The following is a 26,874-nucleotide window of genomic DNA, read 5'->3' as shown; positions in this document are numbered from 1 at the left end:
GGAAGCCTAAACCCGCAGCAGCAGGTGCTCGCGCTCCCAGGAGCTGATCACCTGGAAGTATTCCCGATGCTCGGCACGCTTCACCGCCAGGTAGCTGTTGGTGAAGCGCTCGCCGAGGATATCGGCCAGCGGCTTGCAGTCGTGCAGCAGGTCCAGGGCCGGGCCGATGTCGTCGGGCAGCTTGCTGCCGCTGGACCAGGCCGAGCCGACCATCGGCGGACGCGGCTCGAGCTGGCCGAGCATGCCCAGGTAGCCGCAGGCGAGCGAGGCCGCCATGACCAGGTAGGGGTTGGCGTCGGCCCCGGCCAGGCGGTTCTCGACCCGGGTCGCCTCGGCGGGCGAGACCGGCACCCGCAGGCCCACGGTGCGGTTGTCGGTGCCCCACTCGACGTTGATCGGCGCCGAGCCGCTGGTCTCGCTGCGCATCAGGCGCCGATAGGAGTTGACGTTGGGCGCCAGCAGCGGCATGGCGGCCGGCAGGTAGCGCTGCAGGCCGCCGATGAAGTGATGGAAGAGCTTGCTGGGCGTGTCGTCCTCGCCGGCGAAGACGTTGCGCCCGCTCTCCACGTCCACCAGGCTCTGATGGATATGCATCGAGCTGCCCGGTTCGCCCGCCATCGGCTTGGCCATGAAGGTGGCGTACATGCCGTGGCGCAGCGCCGTCTCGCGCAGGGTGCGCTTGAACATCACCACCTGGTCGGCCAGCTGCAGCGGATCGCCATGCTGGAAGTTGACCTCCATCTGGCCGGCGCCTTCCTCGTGGATCAGGGTGTCCAGGTCCAGGTTCATGGCCTCGCAGTAGTCGTACATCTCCTCGAACAGCGGATCGAACTCGTTGACCGCGTCGATGGAGAACGACTGCCGGCTGCTCTCCTGACGGCCGGTGCGGCCGATCGGCGGCTCCAGGGGATAGTCCGAGTCGGTGTTGGTCTTGACCAGGAAGAACTCGACCTCGGGGGCCACCACCGGCTTCCAGCCGCGCGCCTCGTAGAGCGCCAGCACCCGCTTGAGCACGTAGCGCGGGGCCAGCTCGACCGGCTCGCCGGTCAGGTAGTGGCAGTCGTGGATGATCTGGGCGGTGGGATCCTCCGCCCAGGGCACCAGGTAGATGGCCCCCGGGTCCGGCACCAGTTCCATGTCGCGCTCGGCAGGGTTCCAGAAGTGGATGTCCTCGTCGTCGGGATAGCCACCGGTGACGGTCTGGATGAAGATCGAGTCCGGCAGCCGGGGGCGCCCGCCGCCGAGGTACTTGCTCGCGGGCATGATCTTGCCCTTGAGGATGCCGGTGAGGTCGGTGACCAGGCACTCGACCTCGGTGATGCCGCGTGTCTGGAACCAGTCGTTGAAGAGCGGCTGCTCCTGGCGGTTACTCATGGGATATTCCTTCGCTCTGGGGATGGGGCCCCGGCCGGCCGCCGGGACCCTGGGTCTCACCGCGCCTGGACCTCGGCCCACAGCTGCTGGAAGGTCTGCAGTTGCTGGCCTTCCAGGCTGGGGGTGAAGCGCAGGCGCTCCATGTCGGCATCACTGGGCTGCACCGGCGGCTGGGTCAGCACCTCGTCGAGATGCGGCACGGCCGCGGCATTGGGACTGGCGTAGTAGTTGTAGTTGGAGAGCTGGGCGCCGATCTCGGCATCCAGGATGAAGTCGATGAACTGGTGGGCCAGGTCCGGGTTGGGCGCCTCGGCGGGGATCATCATGGCATCCACCCACTTCTCGGCCCCCTCGTCGGGGATCATGAAGGCCAGGTTGGCGAAGGAATCCGGGTTCTCCTCCTTGAAGTAGAGGAAGTCGCCGTTGTAGGAGAGGCCGGCATGGGTCACGCCGCGGGCCAGTTGCTGCAGCGCCGGGGTGCCGTCGGAGAAGCCGCTGAAGGTGTCGCGGTTCTTGGTCTCGATCAGCAGCCGGGCGGCCTCCTTCCAGGCGTCCATGCCGGTGCAGTCGTAGCCGTGGCCGAGGAAGGCGCAGGCCCCGCCCATGGTCACCTGGCCATCACCCATCAGCGCGAAAGGATGCTGCGGGTTGACCTCGGGGTCGAACAGCAGCGACCAGCTCTTGGGCGCGTCGGGGAAGGTCTCGGCATTGTAGATGATGCCCGTGGTGCCCCACTGGTAGGGCGCACTGTACTGGCCGCCGGGGTCGTAGCTCGGGTCCTGGAACTGCTCCATGACGTTGTCCAGGTTGTCGAGCTTCGTCTTGTCGAGCTTCTGCACCAGGCCGGTCTCGATCAGCCGCGGGATGTAGTAGTTGGACGGCACGATGATGTCGTACTGGGAGACGCCCCCGGCGTTGAGCTTGGCGAACATCTCGGGCAGCGAGTTGAAGTAGTTCTGCACCACCTCGACATCGTACTCCTCCTCGAAGGCCTCGATGATCGCGGGGTCCATGTACTCGGTCCAGTTGAACAGGTAGAGCTTGCCCTCCTCGGCCTGAGCCTGGCCGGCCAGAGCCAGCCCGCCCAGCGACAGGGCCAGTGCGATCTTGTTGATTTTCATGGTGCTCTCCTCGTTTCCCTTGGGGATGGTGGTGCCGGTCAGGTTAGCCGGCGACGACTGAACGCAAGACTGATGGTGGCGGCGACGGCCACGGCGCCGATCATCAGCGCGGCGATGGCGTTGATCTCCGGCGAGACCCCCTTCTTGATGGCGCCCCAGATGTAGATCGGCAGGGTCGCGCTCTCCGGTCCCGAGGTGAAGAAGCTGATGACGAAGTCATCGATGGACAGGGTAAAGGAGAGGAAGAAGGCGGAAATCAACGCGGGCTTGATGGTCGGCAGCATGAAGTGCACCACCCGCCTGACCGGCGTCGCATAGAGGTCCTTGGCGGCCTCGAACAGCGTCGGGTCAAGGCCCACGAAGCGCGAGTAGACGATCAGCGCCACGAAGGGGATCTGGAAGGTGACGTGGGCGATGATCATGGTGCCGAGCCCCGGCTGCAGCAGACCGGTCCAGTCGTGGATCTGCACGAAGAAGGCCATCTCGGAGATGCCGAAGACGATGTCGGGCAGCACGATCGGCAGGTAGATCAACACGATCAGCCAGCCGAGCTTGCGATGCCGGTGCCGGTACATGCCGTAGCCGATCAGGCAGCCGATGGCCAGTGCGATCACCGAGGAAGTGATGGCCAGCACCATGCTGTTGGCGAAGGCCGAGAGGATCTCCTCGTTGCCCATCAGCCGCCGGTACCAGCGCAGGGAGAGGCCGGAGAAGCTGGCCGCGCTGTTGGAGGCGTTGAAGGAGAACAGCACCACCACCGCCAGCGGTAGGTAGAGGAAGGCCACGGTCAGCCACCAGAAGCCGGTCAGGCCGCGTTGCAGGGTCCGCTTTCTCATATCACCACCTCCTCGCCGCCACCCAGGCGCTTGCCGATGCGACGCATGGCGAACAGCCCCACGAAGGTGGCGATCAGCATCAGGATCGCGCCGGCCGCGCCCAGCGGCCAGTTGGCGCCGCCGGAGAACTGCGTGGCCACCAGGTTGCCGAGCATCATGCCCTTGCCGCCGCCGAGCAGCTCCGGGATCACGTACATGCCGAAGGCCGGGATGGCCACCAGCACGATGCCCGCCAGCAGGCCCGGCAGGGTCTGGGGGAAGACCGCGTGCCAGAAGGCCCGGACCGGCGAGGCATAGAGGTCCTGGGCGGCCTCCACCTGGGCGGTGTCGAGCTTCTCGAAGGCCGCATACAGCGGCAGCACCATGAACGGCAGGAAGTTGTAGACCAGCCCCAGGGTGACCGCGAAGTTGGAGGGGTAGAGCCCCATGTTGGGGGCGATCAGCCCGAGGCTCTCGGCGAGGCCGGACAGCGGCGTGCCCGGGGCCAGCAGGTTCATCCAGCCGAAGGTGCGGATGACCTGGTTGGTCCAGGACGGCACCACCACCAGCAGCAGCATGATCGGCCGCCACCTCTCGCGACAGGTGGTGATGTAGTAGGCGATCGGATAGGCCACCAGCACCACCAGCCCGGTGGAGATCAGGGTCTGCCACAGCGAGCGGATCAGGGTATAGAGGTTGCCCGGGCTCCAGCCCAGGAAGCCGAAGCCGGCCAGCCGCTTGAACGACTCCAGCGACAGCGGCATCTCCGGCAGCCCGTAGGGACCGTTGCTCATGAAGGCCACGCCCATCAGGTAGGCACTGGGCAGGACCAGGAAGACGATGATCCAGGAGGCGCCGGGGGCCACGGTGAACAGCAGGTGCCGGGCCTCGCGGACCATGGCACGGCTGCGTGCGGTAGGCGTTACGCCGGTATAGGACATGTCCGCCTCCTCACTCGCTCAGGGTGACCAGGTCTTCCGGCGCCACCACCACCGTGACCCGGTCGCCCATGTCGGGCAGGTGCCGGCCGCGGTTGTTCACCGTGGCCTGCAGGGTGGTCTCGCCGATCTCCAGGCGGAACTCGGCATGGCTGCCACGATAGAGGCGCTCGGCCACTGTCGCCTGCAGGTGATTGCGTCCCTCGACCTCGCCCGGCAGCACATCCAGGGTCTCCGGGCGAATCAGCAGCAGCTCGCCCTCGCCGCCCTCCTCGGCGGTCAGCTCGCCCAGCGCGGTGGTCAGGCGGTCGCCATGACGGGCGGTGATCGGGTAGAGGTTGTCGTGGCCCATGAAGCGCGCCACGAAGGCATTGACCGGCCGCTCGTAGACCTCCCGCGGCGCGCCGACCTGCTGGATGTTGCCGCCGTTGAGCACGGCGATGCGGTCGGACATGACCATCGCCTCCTGCTGGTCATGGGTGACGAAGACGAAGGTCATGCCGAGGCGCTTCTGCACCCGCAGCAGCTCCACCTGCAGCTGGCTGCGCAGGCCGGCATCCAGCGCCGACAGCGGCTCGTCGAGCAACAGCACGTCGGGCTCGCAGACCAGGGCCCGGGCCAGGGCGATGCGCTGGCGCTGCCCGCCGGAGAGCTGGTCGACACGCCGCTCGACGAGATCGCCGAGCTTGATGAAGCCGGCGATCTCGTCGACCTTGGCGTTGCGCCTGGCCGCCGGCAGGCCGCGCATCTTCAGCCCGAAGGCCAGGTTCTCGCGCACCGACAGGTGCGGGAAGAGCGCATAGGACTGGAAGACGGTATTGACGCTGCGGCGGTGCGGCGGCACCTCGGTGACGGTCTTGCCGCCCACCACCAGGGAACCGGCATCGGGCTCCTCGAGGCCCGCGAGGATGCGCAGCAGGGTGGTCTTGCCGCAGCCGGACGGCCCCAGCAGGGTGAAGAACTCGCCGGCCTGGATGTCCAGGTCGACACCATCGAGCGCCACGGTGTCGCGCCCGAATCGCTTGTGCAGTCCCTGCATCTCGATCGATGACGCCTTGCGGGTCGCGGCCTCCTGTTGCCGCTCCGCGGTGACCGGGGTCGCACCCGGCTGGTCGGCGACATCCGCCGTGATGGTCTCGCTCATGAGGGGCCCTCTTCGGTTGTCGGCTCGGCTCTCAGAGCCTGTCACGCAGTTTGTAGAAATGGGTGGCCAGCACCAGCAGCGGCTTGCGCAGGGCGCGCCCCCCGGGAAACTGGCGGTGCGGCATGGCGGCGAAGACGTCGAACCGCTCGCTCTGGCCGGCGATGGCCTCGGCCAGCAGCTTGCCGGCCAGCCCCGCCAGGGCCATGCCGTGGCCGGAATATCCCTGGGCATAGAAGAGATTCGCGCCCAGGCGACCGAAGTCCGGCGCCCGGTTCAGGGTAATGGCCACGTCGCCACCCCAGCGGTAGTCGATGGGCACGCCCTCGAGCACCGGGAAGAGTCGCGCAATCTTGACGTCCATGCGGGCCTGCAGACGCGGCGGTTCCCGTCCATCGTAGCTGACCTCCCCCCCGTAGATGAGGCGGCGATCCGCGGACAGGCGGTAGTAGTCGAGCACGAAGTTGGCGTCCGACAGGGCGTCGTTGCGCGGCAGCACCCGGGCCGCCTGGTCGGCGCCGAGGGGGGCGGTGGCGATCATGTAGTTGGCGGCGCGCATCACCCGACCCGACAGCTCCGGCACCAGGCCGCCGTGATAGGCGTTGGTCGCCAGCACCAGGAAGTCCGCGGTGACACGGCCGCCGTCGGTGACGACGGTGGCCGGCGTGCCGCGCTGGATGTCCCGGGCGGCACTGCGGGAGTGCAGCCGCACCCCGGCGCGCTGGGCGGCCCGGGCCAGGCCCAGGGTATAGTTGAGGGGATGCAGGTGGCCGCCCTCCCGGTCGCGCAGGGCCGCGGGATAGGCATCGGTGACCACGTGTTCGCGCAGGGCGTCGCCCTCCAGCCACTCCAGGGCCGGGTAGGCGTAGTCACGGGCCAGATGCTCGCGGAATGTCTCGAGCTCCCTGACGTGGCGCGGCTTGACCGCGGCATGCAGGTAGCCCCAGGCCAGCTCGCAGGGAATGGCGTGGCGTTCGATCAGCTCGGCGGTGAGACGCACGGCCTCGCGGCTCATCTCCCAGATCTCCCGGGCCCGGGTCAGGCCCAGGGCCTGCTCGACGGTACCGATATCGGTGCCGAGCCCGGGCAGGATCTGGCCACCGCTGCGGCCGGAGGCCCCGTGACCCACCTCGCCGGCTTCCAGCAGGATCACCGAATAACCGCGCTCGGCCAGGTGCAGGGCGGCCGAACAGCCGGTGACACCGCCGCCGATCACGCAGACATCGGCGCGGGCCTCGCCTTCCAGGGGGCCGCAGGGCTCGAGCTCGACGGCGATGGAATCGCGATACCAGGAAGCCGGATCGTCGCGGGAAGGGCTGCGCATAGGTCACTTCCGTTATTGTTGTTGAATACTTTGACCGCGAATCGCCTGCACGGAACCCACCCCCAGCCACGACCCGCTCACCCCTAGTCTGACACCATCTGCCGGCATGATGTCAAGTATTCAACACCTAAACGGGAAAGGAAAAGTAATAACATCCAATTATCATGGAGTTATAATAATCACGAAGGAAATATCGTCAAGAAAAAGCTGTCGCTGGATCGCATGAAAACCAGCCTCGCCGCCCCCATGAGAGGCACGGCCAAGGACCGGCAACGCCGTTGAATATACGATAACCCGATACGGCTTGACCCGAACCGGCCATCACTGGATAGACGCAGACAGTTGATTATATTCGCTGAATCGCGACGGGCCGATTCGCGGGGTCGGCGAGACAGCGACCGACGAGGCGGGACGGGAGGGGAATGGTCCTGCAAGGGAGGACCTCTCACTGGCATGGTGAGGGCGGGCGAGGCACGCTCAACAGGGGCGCCGGACCGGTGGCGCCCCGGGGATCATCGCGGTCTGCTAGATACCCAGTCCCAGGCGCGCCTTCACCCGGCCGAAGGCCGCCAGGGCGGCCTCCAGGTCCTCGCGGGTCAGGGCCGCCGAGACCTGGGTGCGGATGCGCGCCTTGCCCTTGGGCACCACCGGGTAGGAGAAGGCGATCACGTAGATACCCTCCGCCAGCATCTCCTCGGCGAAGCGCGCCGCCAGGACGGCGTCATGGAGCATCACCGGCACGATGGGATGCTCGCCGGGCAGCAGTTCGAAGCCCAGGTCCTCGAGCCCCTGGCGGAAGAAGGCGGTATTCGCCTTCAGGCGGTCGCGCAGCTCGCTGGACTCGCCGGCCAGCTCGAGGGCCTTGAGCGCGCCGGCGACCACCGGCGGCGCCACGGTGTTGGAGAACAGGTAGGGCCGCGAACGCTGGCGCAGCAGCGCGACGATCTCCCTGCGGGCGCTGGTGTAGCCCCCGCTGGCGCCGCCCAGCGCCTTGCCCAGGGTGCCGGTGAGGATATCCACCCGGTCCAGGCAGCCCCGGTACTCGTGGGTGCCGCGACCACCCTCCCCCAGAAAGCCGGTGGCGTGGCAGTCGTCGACGTGCACCAGGGCCTGGTAGCGCTCGGCCAGGTCACAGATCTCGTCGAGCCTGGCGATGTAGCCGTCCATCGAGAAGACACCGTCGGTGGTGATCAGCTTGAAGCGTGCGCCCGCGGCGTCGGCGGCCTGCAGCCGGGCCTCCAGGTCGGCCATGTCGCTGTTGCGGTAGCGGTAGCGGCTTGCCTTGCTCAGGCGCACCCCGTCGATGATGCTCGCGTGGTTGAGCTCGTCGGAAATCACCGCATCCTCGGGCCCCAGCAGGGTCTCGAACAGGCCGCCGTTGGCGTCGAAGCAGGACGGGTAGAGGATGGTGTCCTCGGTGCCCAGGAACTCGCTGAGCTTGGCCTCGAGGGACTTGTGCAGGGTCTGGGTGCCGCAGATGAAGCGCACCGAGGCCAGGCCGTAGCCCCACTCCTCCAGGCCGGCCATGGCGGCCGACTTGACCTCGGGGTGCTGGGCGAGCCCCAGGTAGTTGTTGGCACAGAGGTTGAGGACCTCCCCGTCGTTCGCCACGCCCACGTGGGCGCCCTGCGGGGTGGCCAGTTCGCGCTCGCGCTTGGTCAGGCCGGCCGCGTCGATGGCCGCGAGCTCGTCGCGCAGGTGTCGTTGAAAGTCGCCGTACATGGTGTCGTGTCCTTCTCGTTCCGTCGGCCCACCCCTAAGGTGGAGTGGTTTCCAGACCAGATGAGCGCCGGGGGCAAGGCGCAGCGAGGGTCTTTTGACCATGGGCGAGGCGGAAAGTGAAGAACGTCCAGAGAATGTTCTTCCCGCCGAGCGGGCTGGCCACGGATGGTCAGCCCAGGCCCTGCAAGCGACGCAGGATGCGTTAGCGATGCAGGGCAAAAGTAGCGCCCATGGAGGGGTTTACAGCGCCCTCGCGCAGGCTTGACGCCGGGACAGCTCATCACCTCCCTCAAGCAGAGAAGCCTCTCAGTCCCAGTTCAGGATCACCTTGCTGGCCTCCCCGGCCAGCATGGCCTGGAAGCCCTGCTCGAAGTCGCTATAGGGCAGGCGATGGGTGATCACCGGCGAGATGTCCATTCCCGACTCCACCAGCACCGACATCTTGTACCAGGTCTCGTACATCTCCCGGCCGTAGACGCCCTTGATGGTCAGCATGTTGAAGATCACGGTGTTCCAGTCGATGGCCAGTTCCTCGGTGGGAATGCCGAGCATCGCCACCCTGCCCCCGTGGCACATGTTGGCGAGCATGTCCTGGAAGGCCACGGGACTGCCGGACATCTCCAGGCCCACGTCGAAGCCCTCGGTCATGCCCAGCGAGCGCTGCACCTCGCCCAGGCTCTCCTCGGCGACATTGACGGTGCGCGTCGCCCCCAGGGTCTCGGCCAGGGCCAGCCGCCGGGGGTTGAGGTCGGTGATCACCACGTGACGCGCCCCGGCGTGGCGGCACACGGCCGCGGCCATGGCACCGATCGGCCCGGCCCCGGTGATCAGCACATCCTCGCCGAGCACGTCGAACTGCAGGGCGGTGTGCACGGCGTTGCCCAGGGGATCGAACAGCGCCGCCACGTCCAGGTCGATGCCCGGGCGGTGTTCCCAGACGTTGGACATGGGCAGGACCACGTACTCGGCGAAGGCGCCTGGCCGGTTGACCCCGATGCCGCGGGTATGGGCGCACAGGTGGCGTCGCCCCGCCAGGCAGTTGCGGCAGCGCCCGCAGACCACGTGCCCCTCCCCGGAGACGATCTGGCCGGGATGGAAGTCGTTGACGTTGGAGCCCACCTCGACGATCTCGCCGACGAACTCGTGGCCGACGACCATCGGCACCGGGATGGTCTGCTGCGCCCAGTGATCCCAGTTGTAGATGTGCAGGTCGGTGCCGCAGATGGCCGTGCGCTTGACCCGTACCAGCACGTCGTTGATGCCGACCTCCGGTGCGGGCACGTCTTCGAGCCATAGCCCCGGTGCCGCCTCTCGCTTGACCAGTGCCTTCATTTCGTCTCCTCGACGCCGGGAATGAGCCTCCTCCCTGGCAATCCTTGCCCGAATGCTTACCATGAAGGAATTCATTCCAGCATAGTGGATAATATCCATCATGCAAGAAACTGTTCCATCATAGTGGATTTTACGGGAGGGCTCACGCCCCCATGAAGAAACCGACAACGCCCGACGACGGCGGCCAGCTGCTCGGCGACCGCGTCGGCGAGCTGCGCAAGAAGCGCGGCCTGACCCTGGACCAGTTGGCCTCCGCCTGCGGGGTCAGCCGCTCGATGCTCAGCCAGATCGAACGCGGCCGCGCCAACCCGACCCTGGCGGTGACCCTGCGCATCGCCCAGGCCTTCGGCCTGAGCATCGGCGACCTGGTCGACCAGCCCTGGACGGCCTCCCGCATCGAGGTGGTACGCGGCGACGACGCCACCCACCTGTTCCGCGACGACCGGGAATGCCGCATCCGCACCCTGTCGCCGCTGCACCTCGAGAAGCATGTCGAGTTCTACGAGCTGCGCATCGCCCCCCGTGCCTGCCTGCGCAGCGCCCCCCACTTCGAGGGCACACGGGAATTATTGACCATTACCCGGGGCCGTGCCCGGGTGATTGCCGGCGACAACGAGTGCCGGCTGGCCGCGGGGGATTCGGCGCACTACCACGCCGACCAGGAGCACACCATCGAGAACGCCAGCGACGAGGAGCTGCTGGCCTTCCTGGTCGTCACCTATGAGTAGGGGGCCATCGCCGCGGAGTCCCGCGGCGAGGAGGCGACGATGCGGCACGGTAGCGGCCGGGTCTCAGCCGCTGCATACCGGGCAGGCCGGGTCCCGCGGCACGCGGAAATGCCGCCACTGGCCGACGAGGCCGTCGAAGGTGGAGAGGCCCCGGTGCACCCGGCCGGCGCCGCTGACCAGCTTGAGCGCCTCGAGCGCCTGGAAGCAGCCGACCAGCCCGACCAGCGGCGCCACCACGCCGTTCTCGGCACAGCGCAGCTCCTCGTCACCGCCCTCCCCCGGCGGATACAGGCAGGCATAGCAGGGGCCGTCCGGGTCACGGGGGTCGAAGACCGCGAGCTGGCCCGAGAAGCGGATGGCCGCCCCGGAGACCAGCGGCACGCCGGCCTCGCGGCAGGCGGCATTGATGGCATAGCGGCTCTCGAAGCGGTCGGTACAGTCGAGGACCACGTCGGCCTCGGCGACCGCGACCGCCAGGGCCTCGGCCTCGAGTCGTCTCGTGATGGCCCTGACGTCGCAGTCCGGGTTGACCGCCAGGGCGGCGTCCCGGGCCGACTCGGCCTTGGGCCGGTCCAGGTCGGCCATGCCGTGGGCGATCTGACGCTGCAGGTTGGACAGCTCCACCGCATCGTCATCGGCCAGGGTCAGCCGGCCCAGGCCCGCGGCGGCGAGATACAGGGCCACCGGCGAGCCCAGGCCCCCGGCGCCCACCACCAGCGCATGGCCGGCCAGCAGGCGTTCCTGGCCGGCGATGTCGATCTGCTCGAGCATGATCTGACGGCTGTAACGCAGCAGCGCCTCATCGTTCATGGGACTCACTTCTCGTCGAACTCGTCGATGTCCGGGACATGCAGCGTGAAGTCCTCCTTGACCTCCTCCATGACCACGTAGCTCTTGGACTCCTTGACCCCGGGAAGGGTCAAGACCACGTCGCCGAGCAGTTGACGATAGGCCGACATCTCGGGGATGCGGCACTTGAGGATATAATCGAACTGCCCCGACACCAGGTGGCACTCCTGGATCTGGGGCAGCTTGGCCACCGCCCGGCGGAACTCGTCGAACACCGAGGGGGACTGAGTCTCCAGGCTGATCTCGACGAACACCAGCAGGTTGGCGCGGAGAGCATGGGGATCGAGCAGCGCCTTGTAGCCGCGGATCACGCCGGAGCGCTCCAGGCGCTTGACGCGCTCCAGGCAGGGCGTGGTGGAGAGCCCCACCTGGGAGGCGAGGTCCACGTAGGAGATCCGGGCATTCTCCTGCAGGCAACGCAGGATCTTGAGGTCGATACGGTCGAGCGAGCGGGTCTTGGTTTTCATTGTCGTCCTGGCTGGCGCGCCGGAAAGCAGTGAGTATCCGGCCGCCGCGGCGGAGTCTTCGCCTGAAAATCACCTCAAAACGGATGATTGATGGTATTCAGTCACGAAAAGGCGGCGGCCAATGGCGTTTTTTACTGTTATCAGGTGTAACACAGCCTCCGGTCCGGCTCCAGCCCCGCCTCAACGACGTCCCAGGCTGACCCGCTCGTGGCCGGCGAGGTCGGTACGGCTGGCCACGGCCGCATAGCCGGCGGCGCACAGCGCCTCGCGCACCGCCGGCCCCTGGGTCGCGCCATGCTCCAGCAGCAGCCAGCCCCCGGGGACGAGGTGCGTACGAGCCGCCTCGATCAGGTGATAGAGGTCGGCGAGCCCCTCGTCGGCCGCCACCAGGGCGCTGCGCGGTTCGAACCGCAGGTCCCCCTGGCCCAGGTGGGGGTCGTCATCGGCCAGGTAGGGCGGGTTGGCGACGATCAGCGCGAAGCGCTCGCCGGGGAGCGCCGCGAACCAGTCGCTGGCCCGGAATTCGGCGTTGCCGATCCCCAGGCGCGTGGCGTTGTGCCGGGCCAGGGCCACCGCCTCGGGGCGCAGGTCGACGCCGACCACCGCCCAGGACGGCCGCTCGGAGGCGAAGGCCAGGGCCACCGCGCCGGTGCCGGTGCCCAGGTCGAGCAGACGCCCCGGGACGTCGGGCGCCAGGGCCAGCGCGGCCGCCACCAGCGTCTCGGTATCCGGACGCGGGATCAGCGTGCTCGGCGAGGTGGCCAGGGCCAGCCCCCAGAACTCCCGCCCCCCGGTGAGATGCGCCACCGGCCGCCCGTCCGCCCGCGCCGCGACCAGGGCCTCGAAGCGCGCCGCGGCGTCGGGCTCGGCGTCGCGGTCCCCCCAGGTATACAGCCAGGTCCGGTCGACGCCCAGCACGTGGCACAGCAGCACCTCGGCGTCGAGACGGGCACTGGGCGAGCCGGCGGCCGCGAGCCGGCGGCTGGCGTCCCGCAGGAGGTCGTCCAGGCGCATCAGGCCTCCTGCTGGAGGGCGGCCAGCTGCTCGGCCTGGTACTCGTGGATCAGCGGCTCGATGACCTCGTCGAGCTGCTCCCCGCCGATCACCTCGCCCAGCTTGTAGAGGGTCAGGTTGATGCGGTGGTCGGTGACCCGGCCCTGGGGGAAGTTGTAGGTGCGGATGCGCTCACTGCGATCGCCGGAACCGACCAGCGAGCGCCGCTCGTCGGCCTGCTGCCGGCGCTGGCTGTCCTGGGCCGCCTGCTTGAGACGGGCGGCGAGCAGCGACATGGCCTTGGCGCGGTTCTTGTGCTGGCTGCGCTCCTCCTGGCACTCCACCACCACCCCGGTGGGCAGGTGGGTGATGCGGATGGCCGAGTCGGTGGTGTTGACGTGCTGGCCGCCGGCCCCGCTGGAACGATAGGTGTCGACGCGCAGGTCGCCGGAGTTGATGTCGACCTCGCCGACCTCGGCGGCCTCGGGCATCACCGCCACGGTGCAGGCCGAGGTATGGATGCGCCCCTGGGACTCGGTGGCCGGAACCCGCTGCACCCGATGGGCGCCGGACTCGAACTTGAGCCGAGCGTAGACGCCCTCGCCCTTGACCCGCGAGATGATCTCCTTGTAGCCGCCCTGGTCGCCGTGGCTGGCACTGATGACCTCGACCTTCCAGCCACGCTGCTCGGCGTAGCGGGAATACATGCGGAAGAGGTCGCCGGCGAACAGCGCCGCCTCGTCGCCGCCGGTGCCGGCACGGATCTCCAGGAAGACGTTGCCGGCATCGTCCGGGTCGCGGGGCACCAGCAACTGCTTGAGCCGCACCTCCAGCGCCTCGAGGCGCTCGCGGCCCTCGTCCCGCTCCATCTCGGCCAGCTCGCGCATCTCGGCATCCGCATCGTCGGCCAGGGCCTCGGCGGCCTCGATGTCGCCCTCCACGCGCCGATACTCGCGCCAGGCCTCCACCAGGGCATCGAGCTCGGCGTACTCGCGGGAATAGTCGCGGAAGCGAGCCTGGTCGGTGATCACCTCGGGGTCGGCCAGCAGGGCGGCGAGCTCCTCGAAGCGCTCGGCGAAGGCGTCGAGACGCTGACGCAGGGAAGCTTTCATCAACGGAATCCTATCGGCAAGTGTCGGAATCGTAAGGCACGCCGGGCGGGAGCACGGCAGCACCGGGCACGGGCGTCGTGGCGCTGACGCAGGGAAGCCTTCATCGCCGGGGCCCTATCGGGAAGCCTTGGCGTCGTCGTCCAGCAGCAGCTCGGCGGCGGCGTCCAAGAGCTCCTGGCGCTCGTCGCTGGCGGCCTCGCGCAGCGCCACCGTGGGCCGGTGCAGCAGGCGATTGGTCAGCTGGTGGGCCAGGCGCTCCACCACCGCCGCGGGATCCTCGCCCCGAGCCAGCCGCGCCAGGGCCTGATCCCGGGCCTGGTCGCGCAGCGCCTCGCCCCGGGCGCGGACGTCGCGGATCAGCTCGCCGCCGCTGCGCAGGCGGCGCTCGTACAGCCAGCGGCCGACGCCATGCTCGATCAACGACTCGGCGTGGTCCGCGGCGACCTGGCGGTGGCGGCGGTTTTCCTCGATGACCTCCTCGAGGTCATCGACGGTATAGAGGAAGACATCGGAGAGTTCACCCACCTCGGGCTCGATGTCCCGGGGCACGGCGATATCGACCATGAACACCGGCCGATGGCGCCGGCGCTTGAGGGCCCGCTCCACCATGCCCTTGCCGAGGATCGGCAGCGGCGCCGCGGTAGAGGCGATGACGATGTCGGCCCGGACCAGCGCCTCGGGGATCTCGTCCAGGGTGATGGCCTCACCGCCCAGGGGGCCAGCCAGCTGCTCGGCGCGCTCCCGGGTGCGGTTGGCCACCGTCAGTTGCTTCACCCCGGCCTCGTGGAGGTGGCGCGCGACCAGCTCGATGGTCTCGCCGGCGCCGATCAGCAGCGCCCGGGAGCGCGAGAAGTCGTCGAAGATCCGGCTGGCCAGGCTGACCGCGGCATAGGCCACCGAGACGGGGTTGCGCCCGATGCCGGTCTCGGTGCGGACCTGCTTGGCCACGGCGAAAGTCTGCTGGAAGAGGCACTCCAGCTCGCCGCCCATCCCCCTGGCGCGCCGCGCCACCTGGTAGGCCTCCTTGAGCTGGCCAAGGATCTGCGGCTCGCCCAGCACCATGGAGTCCAGACCCACGGCCACCCGCATCAGGTGGCGGGCGGCATCGTCGTCCAGGAAATGGTAGGCACAGGACGTCAGCGCCTCGATCTCGAGGCCGTGGAAGCGGCCCAGCCACTCGAGGATCGCCCGCTCACCGGTCTCGCCGGTGACGCAATACAGCTCGGTGCGGTTGCAGGTGGAGAGCACGGCGGCCTCCTGCACCCCGGGCAGGACGCGCAGCTCGGCCAGCGCCGACTCCAGCTGAGTCGGCGTGAAGGCGACCTGTTCGCGCACCTCGACGGTCGCGGTCCGGTGGTTGATTCCCAGGGCAAGCAGCGTCATGCGTGTCGGCGTCTTCGGGTGGTGGTCCGGCATCTTCGGGATAGCCGTGGAGATGTCCCGGGCGGACAACCGCCTCGTCTCCACGGCGCAGCATTCTACCACAGGCCGACCCGGCGAGGCGCCCCGCCGAGGGCGTTGTCCTTTGCCCAACGGAACCAAGCCGTTATGCTGGCCTCTCGGCCTCCACCTCGAGACTCGCATGCCCCGCCGATCCCCCATGACACTCGCTCGCCGTTCGCTCGCCGCCGTCGGCCTGACCCTGTTGCTCGGCGGCTGCCAGAGCCTGACCGCCCAGCCGGTGACGGCGGACCCCATGGCCGGGGCGCCGCCCATCACCCAGGGCCTGGATGCCGAGGGGCTCTCCTCGCTGCTGGTGGCGGAACTCGCCGGGCAGCGTGGCGACTATCGACGCGCCACCCGCGGCTACCTCGAGACCGCCGAACGCTACGGGGACGCCACCCTGGCCGAGCGCGCCGCCCTGGCCGCCCGCTTCGACGAGGACCCGCAGCTGCTCGAGGAGGCGGCCCGCCGCTGGCAGGCCCTGGCGCCCGAGAGCGACGCCCCGGCCCGGCTGCTGGCCAGCCTCGCCATGCAGCGTGGCGACTGGGCCACGGCGCTGGACCAGCGGCTCGCCGTGATAGAGCGCGGCGGCGAGGGCGACCTGCTGGACTTCATCGAGGGGGCCCTCGAGGCCGGCGCCGATCCGCTCCCGCTACTGGCCCGCCTGCGACGCCACCTCGCCGGGACCACCACCGCCCCGCCGGATGCCGAGCTCGCCACCGCCCTGCTCGAGGCCGCGGCGGGCGAGTATCGGGCGGCGCGCCAGCGACTCGAGCGGCTGGTGGCTCGCGCCCCGGAACTGCCGGCGCTGTGGCGCATCCGTGCCGTGGTGGCCCTGGACAGCGAGTCCCCGCAGCGCGCCAAGGCGGCGGCCCGGCGCGGACTCGCGCTGGCCCCTGGCGACCCGCGGCTGATGCTGCTGACGGCCCAGGCGGAGATCCGGCTCGGCAACCTCGCCGCCGCCGAGGCCAACACCGACGCCCTGCTCGAGGACCACGGCGACACCCCGGAGCTGCGCCTGGCCCTGGCCCGGCTCTACCTGGAGGAGGGGCATCCGCAAGCGGCGCGCCGCCTGCTGCTGCCGCTGATCGACGACGATGCCGCGCCGCCCCTGGCCTACCTGCTGCTGGGCAGCATCGCCGAGGAGGAGGGCGAGGTGGACAACGCCCTCCTCTATTACCGCCAGGTCCCGGAGGGCGAGCGCTTCCTGATCTCCCGGGTCCGGGCCGCCCGCATGCTGGTGGAGAACGACCGCCTGCTCGATGCCCGGACCTTCCTGCGCATCGAGCGACTGCGCCATGAGGCCGCCGCCCCCGAGCTGGTGTCCCTGGAGGTGGAGCTGCTCGACGAGGCCGGCGCCCGCGCCCAGGCCGACGCCCTGCTCGTGCGCAGCATCGACCAGTACCCGGACGCCATCCGGCTGCGCTACCAGCGCGCCATGCGCGCCTACGAGGACGGCGACCTGGCCGCCATGGAGACCCACCTGCGCGCCATCATCGAACGGGAGCCCGACAACGCCAATGCCCTCAACGCCCTGGGCTACACCCTGGCCGACGAGAACCTGGCCGACCGGCTGGACGAGGCCCAGCGCCTGATCGAGCGCGCCCACCGGCTGGCACCGGACAACCCGGCCATCCTCGACAGCCTCGGCTGGGTGTATTATCGCCAGGGGGATCCCGAGGCCGCCCTGCCCTGGCTGGAACAGGCCTGGGCGGCCATGCCCGACCAGGAGGTCGCCGCCCACCTGATCGAGGTCCTCTGGCAACTGGGCGAGCGCGAGCGCGCCCGGGACCTGCTCGAGACGGCGCAGGAGCGCTTCGCCCCCCGCCCGGCTATCGAGGCACTGCGCGACCGCCTCCCCGAGCTCACCCCCTGAACCACCCCGCGAAGGGAATCGACCATGCGACGCCATCGACCGAGACACCTGTTATGGCTGGCCCTGAGCCTGACCCTGCTGGCCGGCTGCGCCACCCGCCCCCCCACGGGGGAGATGGAGCGCAGCGCCGGCCAGTGGGAGGCCCAGCGCGAACGTCTGGAAGCCCTCCAGGCCTGGGAGCTGACCGGCAAGGCCGGGCTGCGCACGCCCGAGGACTCGACCAGCGCCAACCTGGACTGGCGCCAGACCCCCTACCATTACCGCATCCTGCTCAGCGGCCCCTTCGGCAGCGGGCGCAGCGTGCTCGAGGGACGCCAGGGCCGGGTGTCGCTGACCACCGGGGAAGGCCGTTTCGAGGCCGACAATCCCGAGGCCCTGATGCAGCAACAGCTGGGCTGGTCGCTGCCGGTCTCGGCACTGACCGACTGGATTCGCGGCCTCCCCGCCGCGGAGCGCCCTCACCGCCTCGAGCGCGACCCTCGCGGCTTCCCCCAGGCGCTCCACCAGGACGGCTGGCGCATCGACTACCGGGCCTGGACCCGGGCCGCGGACCTGTGGCTGCCGCGCCGCATGACCATGACCTACGAAGAGCTCCGGGTCACCCTGGTGGTGACCCGCTGGCAGCCGGGACCCGGCGATGCCTGAGACGCGCCTGGTGTTGCCGGCCCCGGCCAAGCTCAACCGGCTGCTGCACATCACCGGACGCCGCGCCGACGGCTACCATGAGCTGCAGACGCTGTTCCAGTTCCTCGATCACGGCGACACCCTGACGCTTGGCCGCCGCGACGACGACACCCTGCGCCTGAGCCCGGCGCTGGCCGGCGTCGCCGACGACGACAACCTGATCCGGCGGGCGGCCCGACTGCTGCGGGAGGCCACGGGCACCCGCCAGGGCGCCGACCTGCACCTGGACAAGCGCCTGCCGCTGGGCGGCGGGCTGGGCGGCGGCAGCAGCGATGCCGCCACCACCCTGCTGGGACTGGACCGGCTGTGGGGGCTCGGCCTGTCCCTCGACACCCTGGCCGAGCTGGGCCTGGCCCTCGGCGCCGACGTGCCGGTCTTCGTCCGCGGTCACGCCGCCTGGGCCGAAGGGGTCGGCGAGCGGCTGACTGCCGTGACGCTCGACACCCCCTGGTTCGTGGTCATCCACCCCGGCGTCACGGTCGCCACCCCGGCGGTGTTCCAGGCCCCGGAATTGACACGGGATACCCCCCCGATTACCATGGCGCGCGCACTGCAGGGGGGAGCGGCGAGCTGGCGCAACGACTGCGAGCCCACGGTCCGGACACTGTATCCCGAGGTCGCCCGCGTTCTCGACTGGCTGCATGACCGGGCACCGTCGATGCTGACGGGCACCGGGGCCTGTGTCTTTGCCAGCCTGGATCGCGAGGTCGACGCCGATGCGCTGCTGGCCGAGATCCCGGCGGGCTGGCATGCCTTCAAGGCGCGCGGCCTGAACCGTTCTCCTCTTCACGATGCCCTGGATCGATGACCGCCCCCTTCCCCTGGGCACGGCGGCACATGGGTCGATCCGGCACGGTTAAGGTTGCTGGGGTATAGCCAAGCGGTAAGGCAGCGGTTTTTGGTATCGCCATGCGCAGGTTCGAATCCTGCTACCCCAGCCATTTCCACCCCGGAACGGCATCGATCCGAATCCTGAAGACCCAACACTGCAAAGGTGGCTGCGCGTGTCAAAATTGATGGTTTTCGCCGGGAACGCCAATCCCGAACTCGCCCAGAAAGTGGCCGAGAGCCTGGACAACCGGTTGGGCAACGCCACGGTCGGCCAGTTCAGTGACGGCGAAGTCGCGGTCGAGATCAACGAGAACGTGCGCGGCAAGGATGTGTTCATCCTGCAACCCACCTGTGCACCGACCAACGACAACCTGATGGAAATGATCCTGATGGTGGACGCCCTGCGCCGGGCCTCCGCCAGCCGGGTCACGGCGGTGGTGCCCTACTTCGGCTACGCCCGTCAGGACCGTCGCGTCCGCTCCGCCCGGGTGCCGATCTCCGCCAAGATCGTCGCCGACATGATGGTCAAGGCCGGCGTCGACCGGGTGATGACCATGGATCTGCACGCCGACCAGATCCAGGGCTTCTTCGACGTGCCGGTGGACAACGTCTACGGCTCGCCGATCCTGCTCGACGACATCGAGCGCCAGAACTACGACGACCTGGTCGTGGTCTCCCCGGACGTCGGCGGCGTGGTGCGGGCCCGGGCCATCGCCAAGCAGCTCAACGCCGACCTGGCGATCATCGACAAGCGCCGTCCCCAGGCCAACCAGGCCCAGGTGATGCATATCATCGGCGAGATCCAGGACCGCACCTGCGTGGTGGTGGACGACATGATCGATACCGCCGGCACCCTGTGCAAGGCCGGCGAGGCGCTCAAGGAGCATGGCGCCCGCCGCGTGGTGGCCTATGCTACCCACCCGATCCTGTCCGGCCCCGCCGTCGACAACATCACCGGATCGGTGCTGGACGAGGTGGTGGTCACCGACACCATCCCGCTGTCCGAGACCGCCCGTCGCAGCGGGCGCATCCGCCAGCTCAGCGTGGCCGGCCTGATCGCCGAGGCGATCCGGCGGGTCAGCAACGAGGAATCCGTCAGCGCCATGTTCCACTGAGGCCGACTCAGCGGGACACGGCGCCGGAACGTGCCCTCCGGGGCGTCCGGAAGCGTCGAGAGGATGTTCAAGATCTCGCGAGCTAGGGGCAGACAAGGCGAAATCGTGTGAAGAAGCGCAGTTTACGTGTTGTAAATGAGCAGTCTGAACACGCTTTCAACGACGTATGCCCGACGCGCAGCAGATCTTGGGCAGGCTCGAAGGGTCTGGTCGCGGACCCCGGCGTCTTCCTTACTTCTAGCAAGAGGCAATATCATGTCCGATTTCAAACTCAACGCCAGCGTTCGCAACGACCTGGGGAAAGGTGCGAGCCGCCGCCTGCGTCGTGCGAACGAGCAAGTGCCGGCCATCATCTATGGTGGTGAGCAGGCCCCCCAGGCCATCGCCGTCGACAAGACCGCCTTCTACAAGGCGATCGAGGACGAGGCCTTCTTCTCGTCCGTGATCAACCTGACGGTGGACGGCAAGGCCCAGCAGGTGGTGGTGCGTGACCTGCAGCGTCACCCCTACAAGGCGCTGCTGACCCACGCCGACTTCATGCGCGTCGATGCCACCCACGAACTGACCCTGAGCGTGCCGCTGCACGTGGTCGGCGAAGATACTTGCAAGGCCATCAAGGATCAGGACGGCGAGCTGCATATCCTGGCCTCCGACGTCGAGATCAGCTGCCTGCCGAAGGATCTGCCGGAGTACCTGGAAGTCGACATCAGCAACATCGAGCTGGGCACCACCCTGCACCTCTCCGACCTCACGGTGCCGGCCGGCGTGACCCTGGTCGCGCTGACCCACGGCGAAGACCACGACAACGCCCTGGTGAGCGTCACCAAGGCCAAGGTCCGCGCCGCGGCTGAGGAAGAAGGCGAGGAGGCCGCCGGCGAGGAAGCCAAGGGCGAAGAGCCCAAGGGCGAGGGCGACACCGAGTAATCGGCCGTTGCCGGCGGACATGCCGATCCCTCGGCATGTCCGCCCCGTCCCCACGGATCAAGCGCCTCGGCGCTTGATTTTTTTTGGCCATCACGCCGCACGCGAGGACACCGGCATGAGCCAGTTGAAAGCGATCATCGGCCTGGGCAACCCCGGCGCCGAGTACGACGCCACCCGCCACAACGCCGGCGCCTGGCTGCTCCACGCCCTGGCCCGGGACGCCGGCGGCGAGTTGCGCCCGGACCGGAAGTTCCTGGGACGCTACGCCCGCGTCCGCGTCGCCGACCGGGACCTGCACCTGCTCGAACCCACCACCTTCATGAACCGCAGCGGCGGTGCCGTGGCCGCGCTGGCGCAGTTCTACAAGCTTGCCCCCGACGAGTTGCTGGTGGCCCACGACGAATTGGACATGCCCCCCGGCACGGCCCGCTACAAGCAGGGCGGCGGGCACGGTGGCCACAACGGCCTGCGCGACATCATCCGTGCGCTGGGCAACGACAAGTCCTTTCACCGCCTGCGCATCGGCATCGGCCACCCCGGGGAGGCCCGCCAGGTGACCCACTATGTGCTGGGCCGCCCGGGCAAGGCCGAGCGCGCCGCCATCGACGCCGCCATCGACGAGTGCCTGGCCACCCTGCCCCAGGCCATCGCCGGCGACTGGCCGCGCGCCATGCAGCGGCTGCACAGCTTTTCCGCCTGAGGCGGAAAAGCTAGCCGTAAGCTCGAAGCCATAAGCTGAAAGCCCCCCCTTACTGGCCGGGACGGGTTTTCTTACGGCTTACAGCTTAAGGCTTACGGCTCGGTCGAGTAGAATACCGGCCAATCGCCTCTCACGAACTCTCTTTCCAGGAAGATCCCATGGGTTTCAACTGCGGTATCGTCGGCCTGCCCAACGTCGGCAAGTCCACCCTCTTCAATGCCTTGACCAAGTCGGGCATCGACGCCGAGAACTTCCCCTTCTGCACCATCGAGCCCAATGTCGGCATCGTGCCGATGCCGGACCCGCGCCTCGACCGCCTGGCCGAGATCGTGGGTCCGCAGAAGGTGCTGCCCACCACCATGGAGTTCGTCGACATCGCCGGCCTGGTGGCCGGCGCCTCCAAGGGGGAGGGACTCGGCAACCAGTTCCTGGCCAATATCCGCGAGACCCAGGCCATTGCCCATGTGGTGCGCTGCTTCGACAACGACAACGTCATCCACGTGGCCAACGAGATCGATCCGCGCACCGATATCGAGACCATCAACCTGGAGCTGGCGCTGGCCGACCTCGACACCGTCGACCGTGCCCTCCAGCGCCTCGTTCGCGTCGTCAAGGGCGGCGACAAGGAGGCCATCGCCACCAAGGCGATCCTCGACCGCATCCAGCCTCACCTGGCCGAGGGCCAGCCGCTGAGAAGCTTCGGCCTCGACGACGACGAGAAGCGCCAGCTGAAGAGCTTCGGCTTTTTGACGCTCAAGCCGACCATGTACATCGCCAACGTCAACGAGGACGGCTTCGAGAACAACCCCTACCTCGAGGTGGTCAGGGAGATTGCCGCCGCCGAGGAGGCCGTGGTGGTGCCGGTGTGCAACCAGATCGAGGCCGAGATCGCCGAGCTCGACGACGAGGAACGCGCCATGTTCCTCGACGAGATGGGCATGGCGGAGCCGGGGCTGGACCGGGTGATCCGCGCCGGCTACGCCCTGCTCGGCCTGCAGACCTACTTCACCGCCGGGGTGAAGGAGGTCCGCGCCTGGACCGTCAGGGTCGGCGCCACCGCGCCGGAGGCGGCCGGGGTGATCCACACCGACTTCCAGAAGGGCTTCATCCGCGCCGAGGTCGTGGCCTATGACGATTTCGTGGCGCTGGGCGGCGAGCAGGGCGCCAAGGATGCCGGCAAGTGGCGCCTGGAAGGCAAGGACTACGTCGTCCAGGATGGCGACGTCATCCACTTCCGCTTCAACGTCTAAGGACGCGACGCTTGACGCAACGGGGCGGCCCGGGTAGTATTCGCCCCCGTTGCACGGCTACGTAGCTCAGCTGGTTAGAGCACATCACTCATAATGATGGGGTCCCCTGTTCGAATCAGGGCGTAGCCACCAGATACCGAAAGGCCCGCCTGGTTCGCCAGGCGGGCCTTTTGCGTTTGGAGGGTCGAGGGTCAGCCCCCTGGCGTCAGGACAGCTCGGCACGGTCGAAGAAGGCGGTGAGCACCCGGGTCAGGTGGGCCACGTCCTGGCTGCCCGCCGTCTCGCGGATCGAGTGCATGGCCCACTGGGGCACCCCCACATCGAGGGTCGGCACCCCGAGTTCGGTGGCGGTGATCGGCCCGATGGTACTGCCGCAGCCCATGTCGGCCCGGGTGACGAAGGTCTGCACCGGCACCTCGGCCTCGCGACACAGCTCCCGGAACAGCGCCGCGGTGGCACTGTTGGTGGCATAGCGCTGGTTGGCGTTGACCTTGATCACCGGTCCGGCGTTGAGCGCCGGCCCGTGGGCGGCGTCGTGCTTGTCCCGGAAGTTGGGATGCAGGGCATGGGCGTTGTCGCAGGAGATCATCCTCGAGGCCTGGATCAGGCGGATCAGGCCCTCCTCGCCGCCCTCCCCCAACTGGGCGTTCACCCGCCGCAGCACGTCGCCCAGGAAGGGCCCCTGGGCGCCGCAGGCACTGGCGCTGCCGACCTCCTCGTGATCGTTGGCCACCAGCAGCGCGCCTTGCGTCCCATCGGATGCCAGGAGGGCTTCGAGGCCGATAAAGCAGGACAGCAGGTTGTCGAGCCGGGCGCCGGCGATCAGCTCGCCCTCGACGCCCACCCGGGCCGGCGGCTGCACGTCGCAGAGGGCCAGCTCGAAGTCGAGCACCTCGTGCCCCTCGACACCATGCTGCTCGGCCAGCCAGTCACGCAGCAGGCGTTCGAGGTCGGCGTGCCCGCCGCCCTGCAGCAGCACGGGCGGCATCTCGGTCTGGGCATTCATGGCGCGGCCGTTGTTGGCCTCGCGGTCGAGATGGATCGCCAGGCTGGGGATGATCGCCACCGGGCGGTCGACATCCAGCAGGAGGCCTTCCAGGCGGCCATCCGGGTGGCGCACCTGGACGCGACCGGCGAGCCCCAGGTCGCGATCGAACCAGGGTGCCAGCAGGGCACCGCCGTAGACCTCGACGCCGAGCTGCAGCCAGCCGGCGGCGGTCTGGGCGGCATTGGGCTTGAGGCGCAGGCCCGGGCTGTCGGTGTGGGCGCCGATCATGCGCAGGGCCACCAGAGGCGAGGCGGGCAGCTGCAGGGCGATGATCGAGGAGTCGTTGCGGGTCACATAGACCCTGTCGCCCGGCGAGAGGCGCCAGGCCTCGGTCTCCTCGAGGCGCCGATAGCCGGCCTGCTCGAGACGCTCGGCCATGTTGGCGGTGGCGTGCCAGGGGGTGGGTGAGCGGCGCAGGAAGTCGAGCAGCCGCTCGAGTCGGGCATCCTGGGGCATGGAATTCCTCTGTATCGCGGGACGTTCGGGGGTCATGGGATCTCGACCGAGCTGCTACAATGGCCGCTCGGTCCATGCAACTCGCGAGCCGAATCGCAGTCTGGACTGAAGAGTGTACATGAATCCGGGAGTGCTTCATCGATGAGCCTGTTTGTCACCCTGGGGCGCGCGGCGACCCTGGCCCTGCTGCTGGTCGCCGGTCCCGCCCTGGCGGAGCTCGCCCCCAGTGACGCCCAACGCAAGGCGGCCGTGGAAGTGGCCGAATCTCTCCGCTACGGCCACTATGCGGATGTCAGCCTCGACGACGAGTGGTCGCGCCAGGCCTTCGATCGCTACCTGGACATCCTCGACGGCCAGCGCGCCTACCTGCTGCGCCGCGATGTCGAGGCCTTCGACGACCTGGCCACCACCCTGGACGACGCCGTCCTGGACGGTGACCTCTCGCGGCCCTTCGCCCTCTACCGCCGCTATCACGAACGCGCCGAGGCCCGCCTGACCTGGCTGCTGGCGCGCCTCGACGAGGGCCTGGACTTCAGTTTCGACGGCGATCAGCGCATGGTCCTGGACCGCGAGGACACGCCCTGGCCCGGCAATGAGGCGGCCCTCGACGCGCTGTGGACCAAGCGCCTCCAGAACGCCGCCCTGACCCTGTCGATCAGCGACCAGTCCCCCGAGCAGGTGGAGGACACCCTGCGCCAGCGTTACGAGGGCCAGCTGACCCGCCTGCGGCAGACCAACGAGGAGGACGTCTTCGGCCTCTTCATGGCCGCGGTCACCGGCAGCATCGACCCCCACAGCGAGTACCTGTCGCCGCGCCAGAGCGAGTCCTTCGACATCCAGATGCGGCTGTCCCTGGAAGGCATCGGCGCCCTGCTCCAGGCCGACGGCGAGTACGTCAAGGTGGCCAGCCTGGTGCCCGGCGGCCCGGCGGAGCGCGCCGGGGTGCTCCAGCCCGCCGACCGCATCGTCGGCGTCGGCCAGGAGGGCGAGGAGATCGTCAACGTGGTAGGCATGCGCCTGGACGACGTGGTCGACATGATCCGCGGCCCCAAGGGCTCGGTGGTGCGCCTCGACGTGGTGCCCGCCCAGGCCGTGGACATGACGCGCTCCAAGGTGGTCGAGATCACCCGCGACACCGTCAACCTCGAGGATCAGGCCGCCAAGGGCGAGGTCATCGAGGTGGAACGCGACGGCGAGATGCACCGACTGGGCATGATCGATGTGCCGACCTTCTATGTCGACTTCGATGCCTGGCAGGCCGGCGAGGAGGACTACCGCAGTACCACCCGGGACGTGGCCAAGGAGATCGAGCGCCTCAAGGCCGAGGGGGTCGAGGGCATCGTGCTTGACCTGCGCGACAACGGCGGCGGCGCCCTGCAGGAGGCCAACTCGCTGATCGGCCTGTTCATCGACCGCGGCCCCACCGTCCAGGTGCGCGACGCCCGGGGACGCATCAGCCTGTATGGCGACACCGACAGCGGCACCCTCTATGACGGCCCCCTGGTGGTGCTGGTCAACCGGCTCTCGGCCTCGGCCTCGGAGATCTTCGCCGGTGCCATCCAGGACTATGGCCGCGGCCTGGTAGTGGGCAACGACACCTTCGGCAAGGGCACGGTGCAGACCCTCGACGAACTGAGCCATGGCCAGATCAAGCTGACCCGCGCCAAGTTCTACCGCATCTCCGGCGAGAGCACCCAGCACCGTGGCGTGACCCCCGACATCCAGTTCCCGAGCCTGATCGACCCCGAGCTCATCGGCGAGAGCAGCCTCGACAACGCCCTGGGCTGGGACACCGTGCGCCAGGTCCAGTACCGCCAGTACGGCGAGCCGCAGCGCTACCTCGAGACCCTGCGCGAGCGCCACCGCCGGCGGGCCGAGGACCACCCCAACTTCCACTACCTGGAGCGCCAGGCCAAGCTGGCCGAGCGCCTGCGCGAGCAGCACACCAGCGTCAGCCTCAACCGCGAGCAGCGCCGCCGGGAAGTGGAGGCCCAGGAGACCGAGCAGCTGGCGCTGGAGAACCAGCGCCGCGAGGCGCTGGGCCTGGAGCCCCTGGAGGAGTGGATCGACGCCCGCGATACCCCGCAGGCCGGGGTCGATGCCGAGCCCGACACAAGCACCGATACCGGCACCGGCACGGATGCCGACGCGGAGCCGATCGATCGGGCCCAGGTGGTGGAGGCCGCCGAGATCCTGCTCGACTTCGCCCGCCTCGACAGCGGCCTGCGCCTCGCCGAGTACGATTGACCCTCCCCCTTCTCCAACCATGACGCCGGGCCCCAGTGGCCCGGCGCTGTGTTTGGGGCGTCACGTCGGCGGCCCGATGCAGCGCTCCGGAGCACCAGCAGCACGCCAGGGGACGTCGAGACAGGACGTCCTGCGGCAACAGGCGGCAGGACCGAGACAGAGGCACGAACAGACGACGACCCGCGGCGACACGGCCCGGCAGGCAACGCAAGGATCAGGATGGAGCGAGGATCGCGGCGATAGCGGCACTGGCTCCCCGAGCAGGACTCGAACCTGCGACCCAGTGATTCCTGGATTCATAGAATAACCGCAGCACTTTGGACCGCACGGTAGAGGCAGGAGGGCCAGCGCCGGTACCCTCCCTGCTTTACCGACCAAAGTGAA

The 26,874-nt window shown here is 68.8% G+C and carries 23 protein-coding genes and 2 tRNA genes; 11 read left to right on the top strand and 14 right to left on the bottom strand.

Going from position 1 to position 26,874, the window contains the following annotated elements; all coding sequences use genetic code 11:
* Window positions 1-6: 6 nt before the first annotated feature.
* From FHR97_RS11695 to tdh, 8 genes are all read right to left on the bottom strand, one after another.
* On the bottom strand, window positions 7-1,374 hold the full coding sequence (locus tag FHR97_RS11695) for a glutamine synthetase family protein (RefSeq protein ID WP_183383995.1): 1,368 nt from the start codon (window positions 1,372-1,374) through the stop codon (window positions 7-9).
* A 56-nt stretch (window positions 1,375-1,430) separates the two neighbouring features.
* Window positions 1,431-2,495, bottom strand: a complete 1,065-nt coding sequence (locus FHR97_RS11690; RefSeq protein WP_183383994.1) for an ABC transporter substrate-binding protein — start codon at window positions 2,493-2,495, stop codon at window positions 1,431-1,433.
* A gap of 38 nt (window positions 2,496-2,533) precedes the next feature.
* Window positions 2,534-3,331, bottom strand: a complete 798-nt coding sequence (locus FHR97_RS11685; RefSeq protein WP_183383993.1) for an ABC transporter permease — start codon at window positions 3,329-3,331, stop codon at window positions 2,534-2,536.
* Window positions 3,328-4,251, bottom strand: a complete 924-nt coding sequence (locus FHR97_RS11680; protein ID WP_183383992.1) for an ABC transporter permease — start codon at window positions 4,249-4,251, stop codon at window positions 3,328-3,330. Before FHR97_RS11680 ends, FHR97_RS11685 begins: the two co-directional genes overlap by 4 nt.
* A gap of 10 nt (window positions 4,252-4,261) precedes the next feature.
* Window positions 4,262-5,392, bottom strand: coding sequence for an ABC transporter ATP-binding protein (locus FHR97_RS11675; protein ID WP_183383991.1), 1,131 nt, complete (start codon window positions 5,390-5,392; stop codon window positions 4,262-4,264).
* 31 nt (window positions 5,393-5,423) lie between these two features.
* Window positions 5,424-6,713, bottom strand: a complete 1,290-nt coding sequence (locus FHR97_RS11670) for an NAD(P)/FAD-dependent oxidoreductase (protein ID WP_183383990.1) — start codon at window positions 6,711-6,713, stop codon at window positions 5,424-5,426.
* Between the two features lie 525 nt (window positions 6,714-7,238).
* Window positions 7,239-8,435, bottom strand: coding sequence for a glycine C-acetyltransferase (locus tag FHR97_RS11665; RefSeq protein WP_183383989.1), 1,197 nt, complete (start codon window positions 8,433-8,435; stop codon window positions 7,239-7,241).
* A 306-nt stretch (window positions 8,436-8,741) separates the two neighbouring features.
* On the bottom strand, window positions 8,742-9,767 hold the full coding sequence (gene tdh / locus FHR97_RS11660; RefSeq protein WP_183383988.1) for an L-threonine 3-dehydrogenase: 1,026 nt from the start codon (window positions 9,765-9,767) through the stop codon (window positions 8,742-8,744).
* 152 nt (window positions 9,768-9,919) lie between these two features.
* Here tdh and FHR97_RS11655 point away from each other — a divergent pair, with 152 nt between their 5' ends.
* Window positions 9,920-10,495, top strand: coding sequence for a helix-turn-helix domain-containing protein (locus FHR97_RS11655; RefSeq protein ID WP_183383987.1), 576 nt, complete (start codon window positions 9,920-9,922; stop codon window positions 10,493-10,495).
* A gap of 63 nt (window positions 10,496-10,558) precedes the next feature.
* On the opposite strand, the gene FHR97_RS11650 is transcribed toward FHR97_RS11655, so the two are convergent.
* The 5 genes from FHR97_RS11650 to hemA all read right to left on the bottom strand — a co-directional run bounded on the left by FHR97_RS11650 (window position 10,559) and on the right by hemA (window position 15,299).
* Window positions 10,559-11,305 carry a HesA/MoeB/ThiF family protein gene (locus tag FHR97_RS11650; RefSeq protein ID WP_183383986.1) on the bottom strand — a complete coding sequence of 249 codons (747 nt, stop codon included), beginning with the start codon at window positions 11,303-11,305 and terminating at the stop codon, window positions 10,559-10,561.
* 5 nt (window positions 11,306-11,310) lie between these two features.
* Complete coding sequence (locus FHR97_RS11645) at window positions 11,311-11,811, bottom strand: Lrp/AsnC ligand binding domain-containing protein (protein ID WP_183383985.1); 501 nt, start codon at window positions 11,809-11,811, stop codon at window positions 11,311-11,313.
* Window positions 11,812-11,991: 180 nt separating this feature from the next.
* Window positions 11,992-12,825: a peptide chain release factor N(5)-glutamine methyltransferase gene (gene prmC / locus FHR97_RS11640; RefSeq protein ID WP_183383984.1), complete on the bottom strand. Its 834-nt coding sequence runs from the start codon at window positions 12,823-12,825 to the stop codon at window positions 11,992-11,994.
* Complete coding sequence (gene prfA, locus FHR97_RS11635; protein WP_183383983.1) at window positions 12,825-13,916, bottom strand: peptide chain release factor 1; 1,092 nt, start codon at window positions 13,914-13,916, stop codon at window positions 12,825-12,827. The genes prmC and prfA overlap by 1 nt, the downstream gene beginning before the upstream one ends.
* Window positions 13,917-14,030: 114 nt before the next feature.
* Window positions 14,031-15,299 carry a glutamyl-tRNA reductase gene (gene hemA, locus FHR97_RS11630; RefSeq protein ID WP_183383982.1) on the bottom strand — a complete coding sequence of 423 codons (1,269 nt, stop codon included), beginning with the start codon at window positions 15,297-15,299 and terminating at the stop codon, window positions 14,031-14,033.
* 217 nt (window positions 15,300-15,516) lie between these two features.
* Between hemA and FHR97_RS11625 the strand changes: the two genes are divergently transcribed.
* The 9 genes from FHR97_RS11625 (at window position 15,517) to FHR97_RS11585 (ending at window position 22,871) form a co-directional block, all read left to right on the top strand.
* Entirely contained in the window at window positions 15,517-17,235 is a 1,719-nt protein-coding gene (locus tag FHR97_RS11625; protein ID WP_246403966.1) for a tetratricopeptide repeat protein, read from the top strand.
* A gap of 24 nt (window positions 17,236-17,259) precedes the next feature.
* Window positions 17,260-17,880: a lipoprotein insertase outer membrane protein LolB gene (gene lolB / locus FHR97_RS11620; RefSeq protein WP_183383980.1), complete on the top strand. Its 621-nt coding sequence runs from the start codon at window positions 17,260-17,262 to the stop codon at window positions 17,878-17,880.
* Entirely contained in the window at window positions 17,873-18,727 is an 855-nt protein-coding gene (ispE, locus tag FHR97_RS11615) for a 4-(cytidine 5'-diphospho)-2-C-methyl-D-erythritol kinase (protein WP_183383979.1), read from the top strand. Before lolB ends, ispE begins: the two co-directional genes overlap by 8 nt.
* Window positions 18,728-18,785: 58 nt before the next feature.
* Window positions 18,786-18,860 (top strand) — tRNA-Gln (locus FHR97_RS11610).
* 63 nt (window positions 18,861-18,923) lie between these two features.
* A complete protein-coding gene (locus FHR97_RS11605; RefSeq protein ID WP_183383978.1) occupies window positions 18,924-19,865 on the top strand; it encodes a ribose-phosphate pyrophosphokinase in 942 nt (313 codons plus the stop codon).
* A 255-nt stretch (window positions 19,866-20,120) separates the two neighbouring features.
* Window positions 20,121-20,789 (top strand): 50S ribosomal protein L25/general stress protein Ctc, encoded by a 669-nt coding sequence (locus FHR97_RS11600; protein ID WP_183383977.1) that lies wholly within the window; start codon window positions 20,121-20,123, stop codon window positions 20,787-20,789.
* A 115-nt stretch (window positions 20,790-20,904) separates the two neighbouring features.
* Window positions 20,905-21,489 carry an aminoacyl-tRNA hydrolase gene (gene pth / locus FHR97_RS11595; protein ID WP_183383976.1) on the top strand — a complete coding sequence of 195 codons (585 nt, stop codon included), beginning with the start codon at window positions 20,905-20,907 and terminating at the stop codon, window positions 21,487-21,489.
* Between the two features lie 158 nt (window positions 21,490-21,647).
* The gene (gene ychF, locus FHR97_RS11590; RefSeq protein ID WP_183383975.1) at window positions 21,648-22,739 is read left to right on the top strand and encodes a redox-regulated ATPase YchF; all 1,092 of its coding nucleotides are present in this window, start codon (window positions 21,648-21,650) and stop codon (window positions 22,737-22,739) included.
* A gap of 55 nt (window positions 22,740-22,794) precedes the next feature.
* Window positions 22,795-22,871, top strand: a tRNA-Met gene (locus tag FHR97_RS11585).
* Between the two features lie 73 nt (window positions 22,872-22,944).
* Here the strand turns inward: FHR97_RS11585 and FHR97_RS11580 are convergent.
* On the bottom strand, window positions 22,945-24,243 hold the full coding sequence (locus tag FHR97_RS11580; RefSeq protein ID WP_183383974.1) for a M18 family aminopeptidase: 1,299 nt from the start codon (window positions 24,241-24,243) through the stop codon (window positions 22,945-22,947).
* Between the two features lie 141 nt (window positions 24,244-24,384).
* Here FHR97_RS11580 and FHR97_RS11575 point away from each other — a divergent pair, with 141 nt between their 5' ends.
* On the top strand, window positions 24,385-26,490 hold the full coding sequence (locus FHR97_RS11575) for a carboxy terminal-processing peptidase (protein WP_183383973.1): 2,106 nt from the start codon (window positions 24,385-24,387) through the stop codon (window positions 26,488-26,490).
* The last annotated feature ends 384 nt before the right edge of the window (window positions 26,491-26,874 follow it).

It is taken from the genome of Halomonas stenophila, assembly GCF_014192275.1.
Classification (GTDB): domain Bacteria; phylum Pseudomonadota; class Gammaproteobacteria; order Pseudomonadales; family Halomonadaceae; genus Halomonas; species Halomonas stenophila.
Note: the sequence above shows the minus strand (reverse complement) of the source record. Positions and strands in the feature narration are given on the sequence as shown.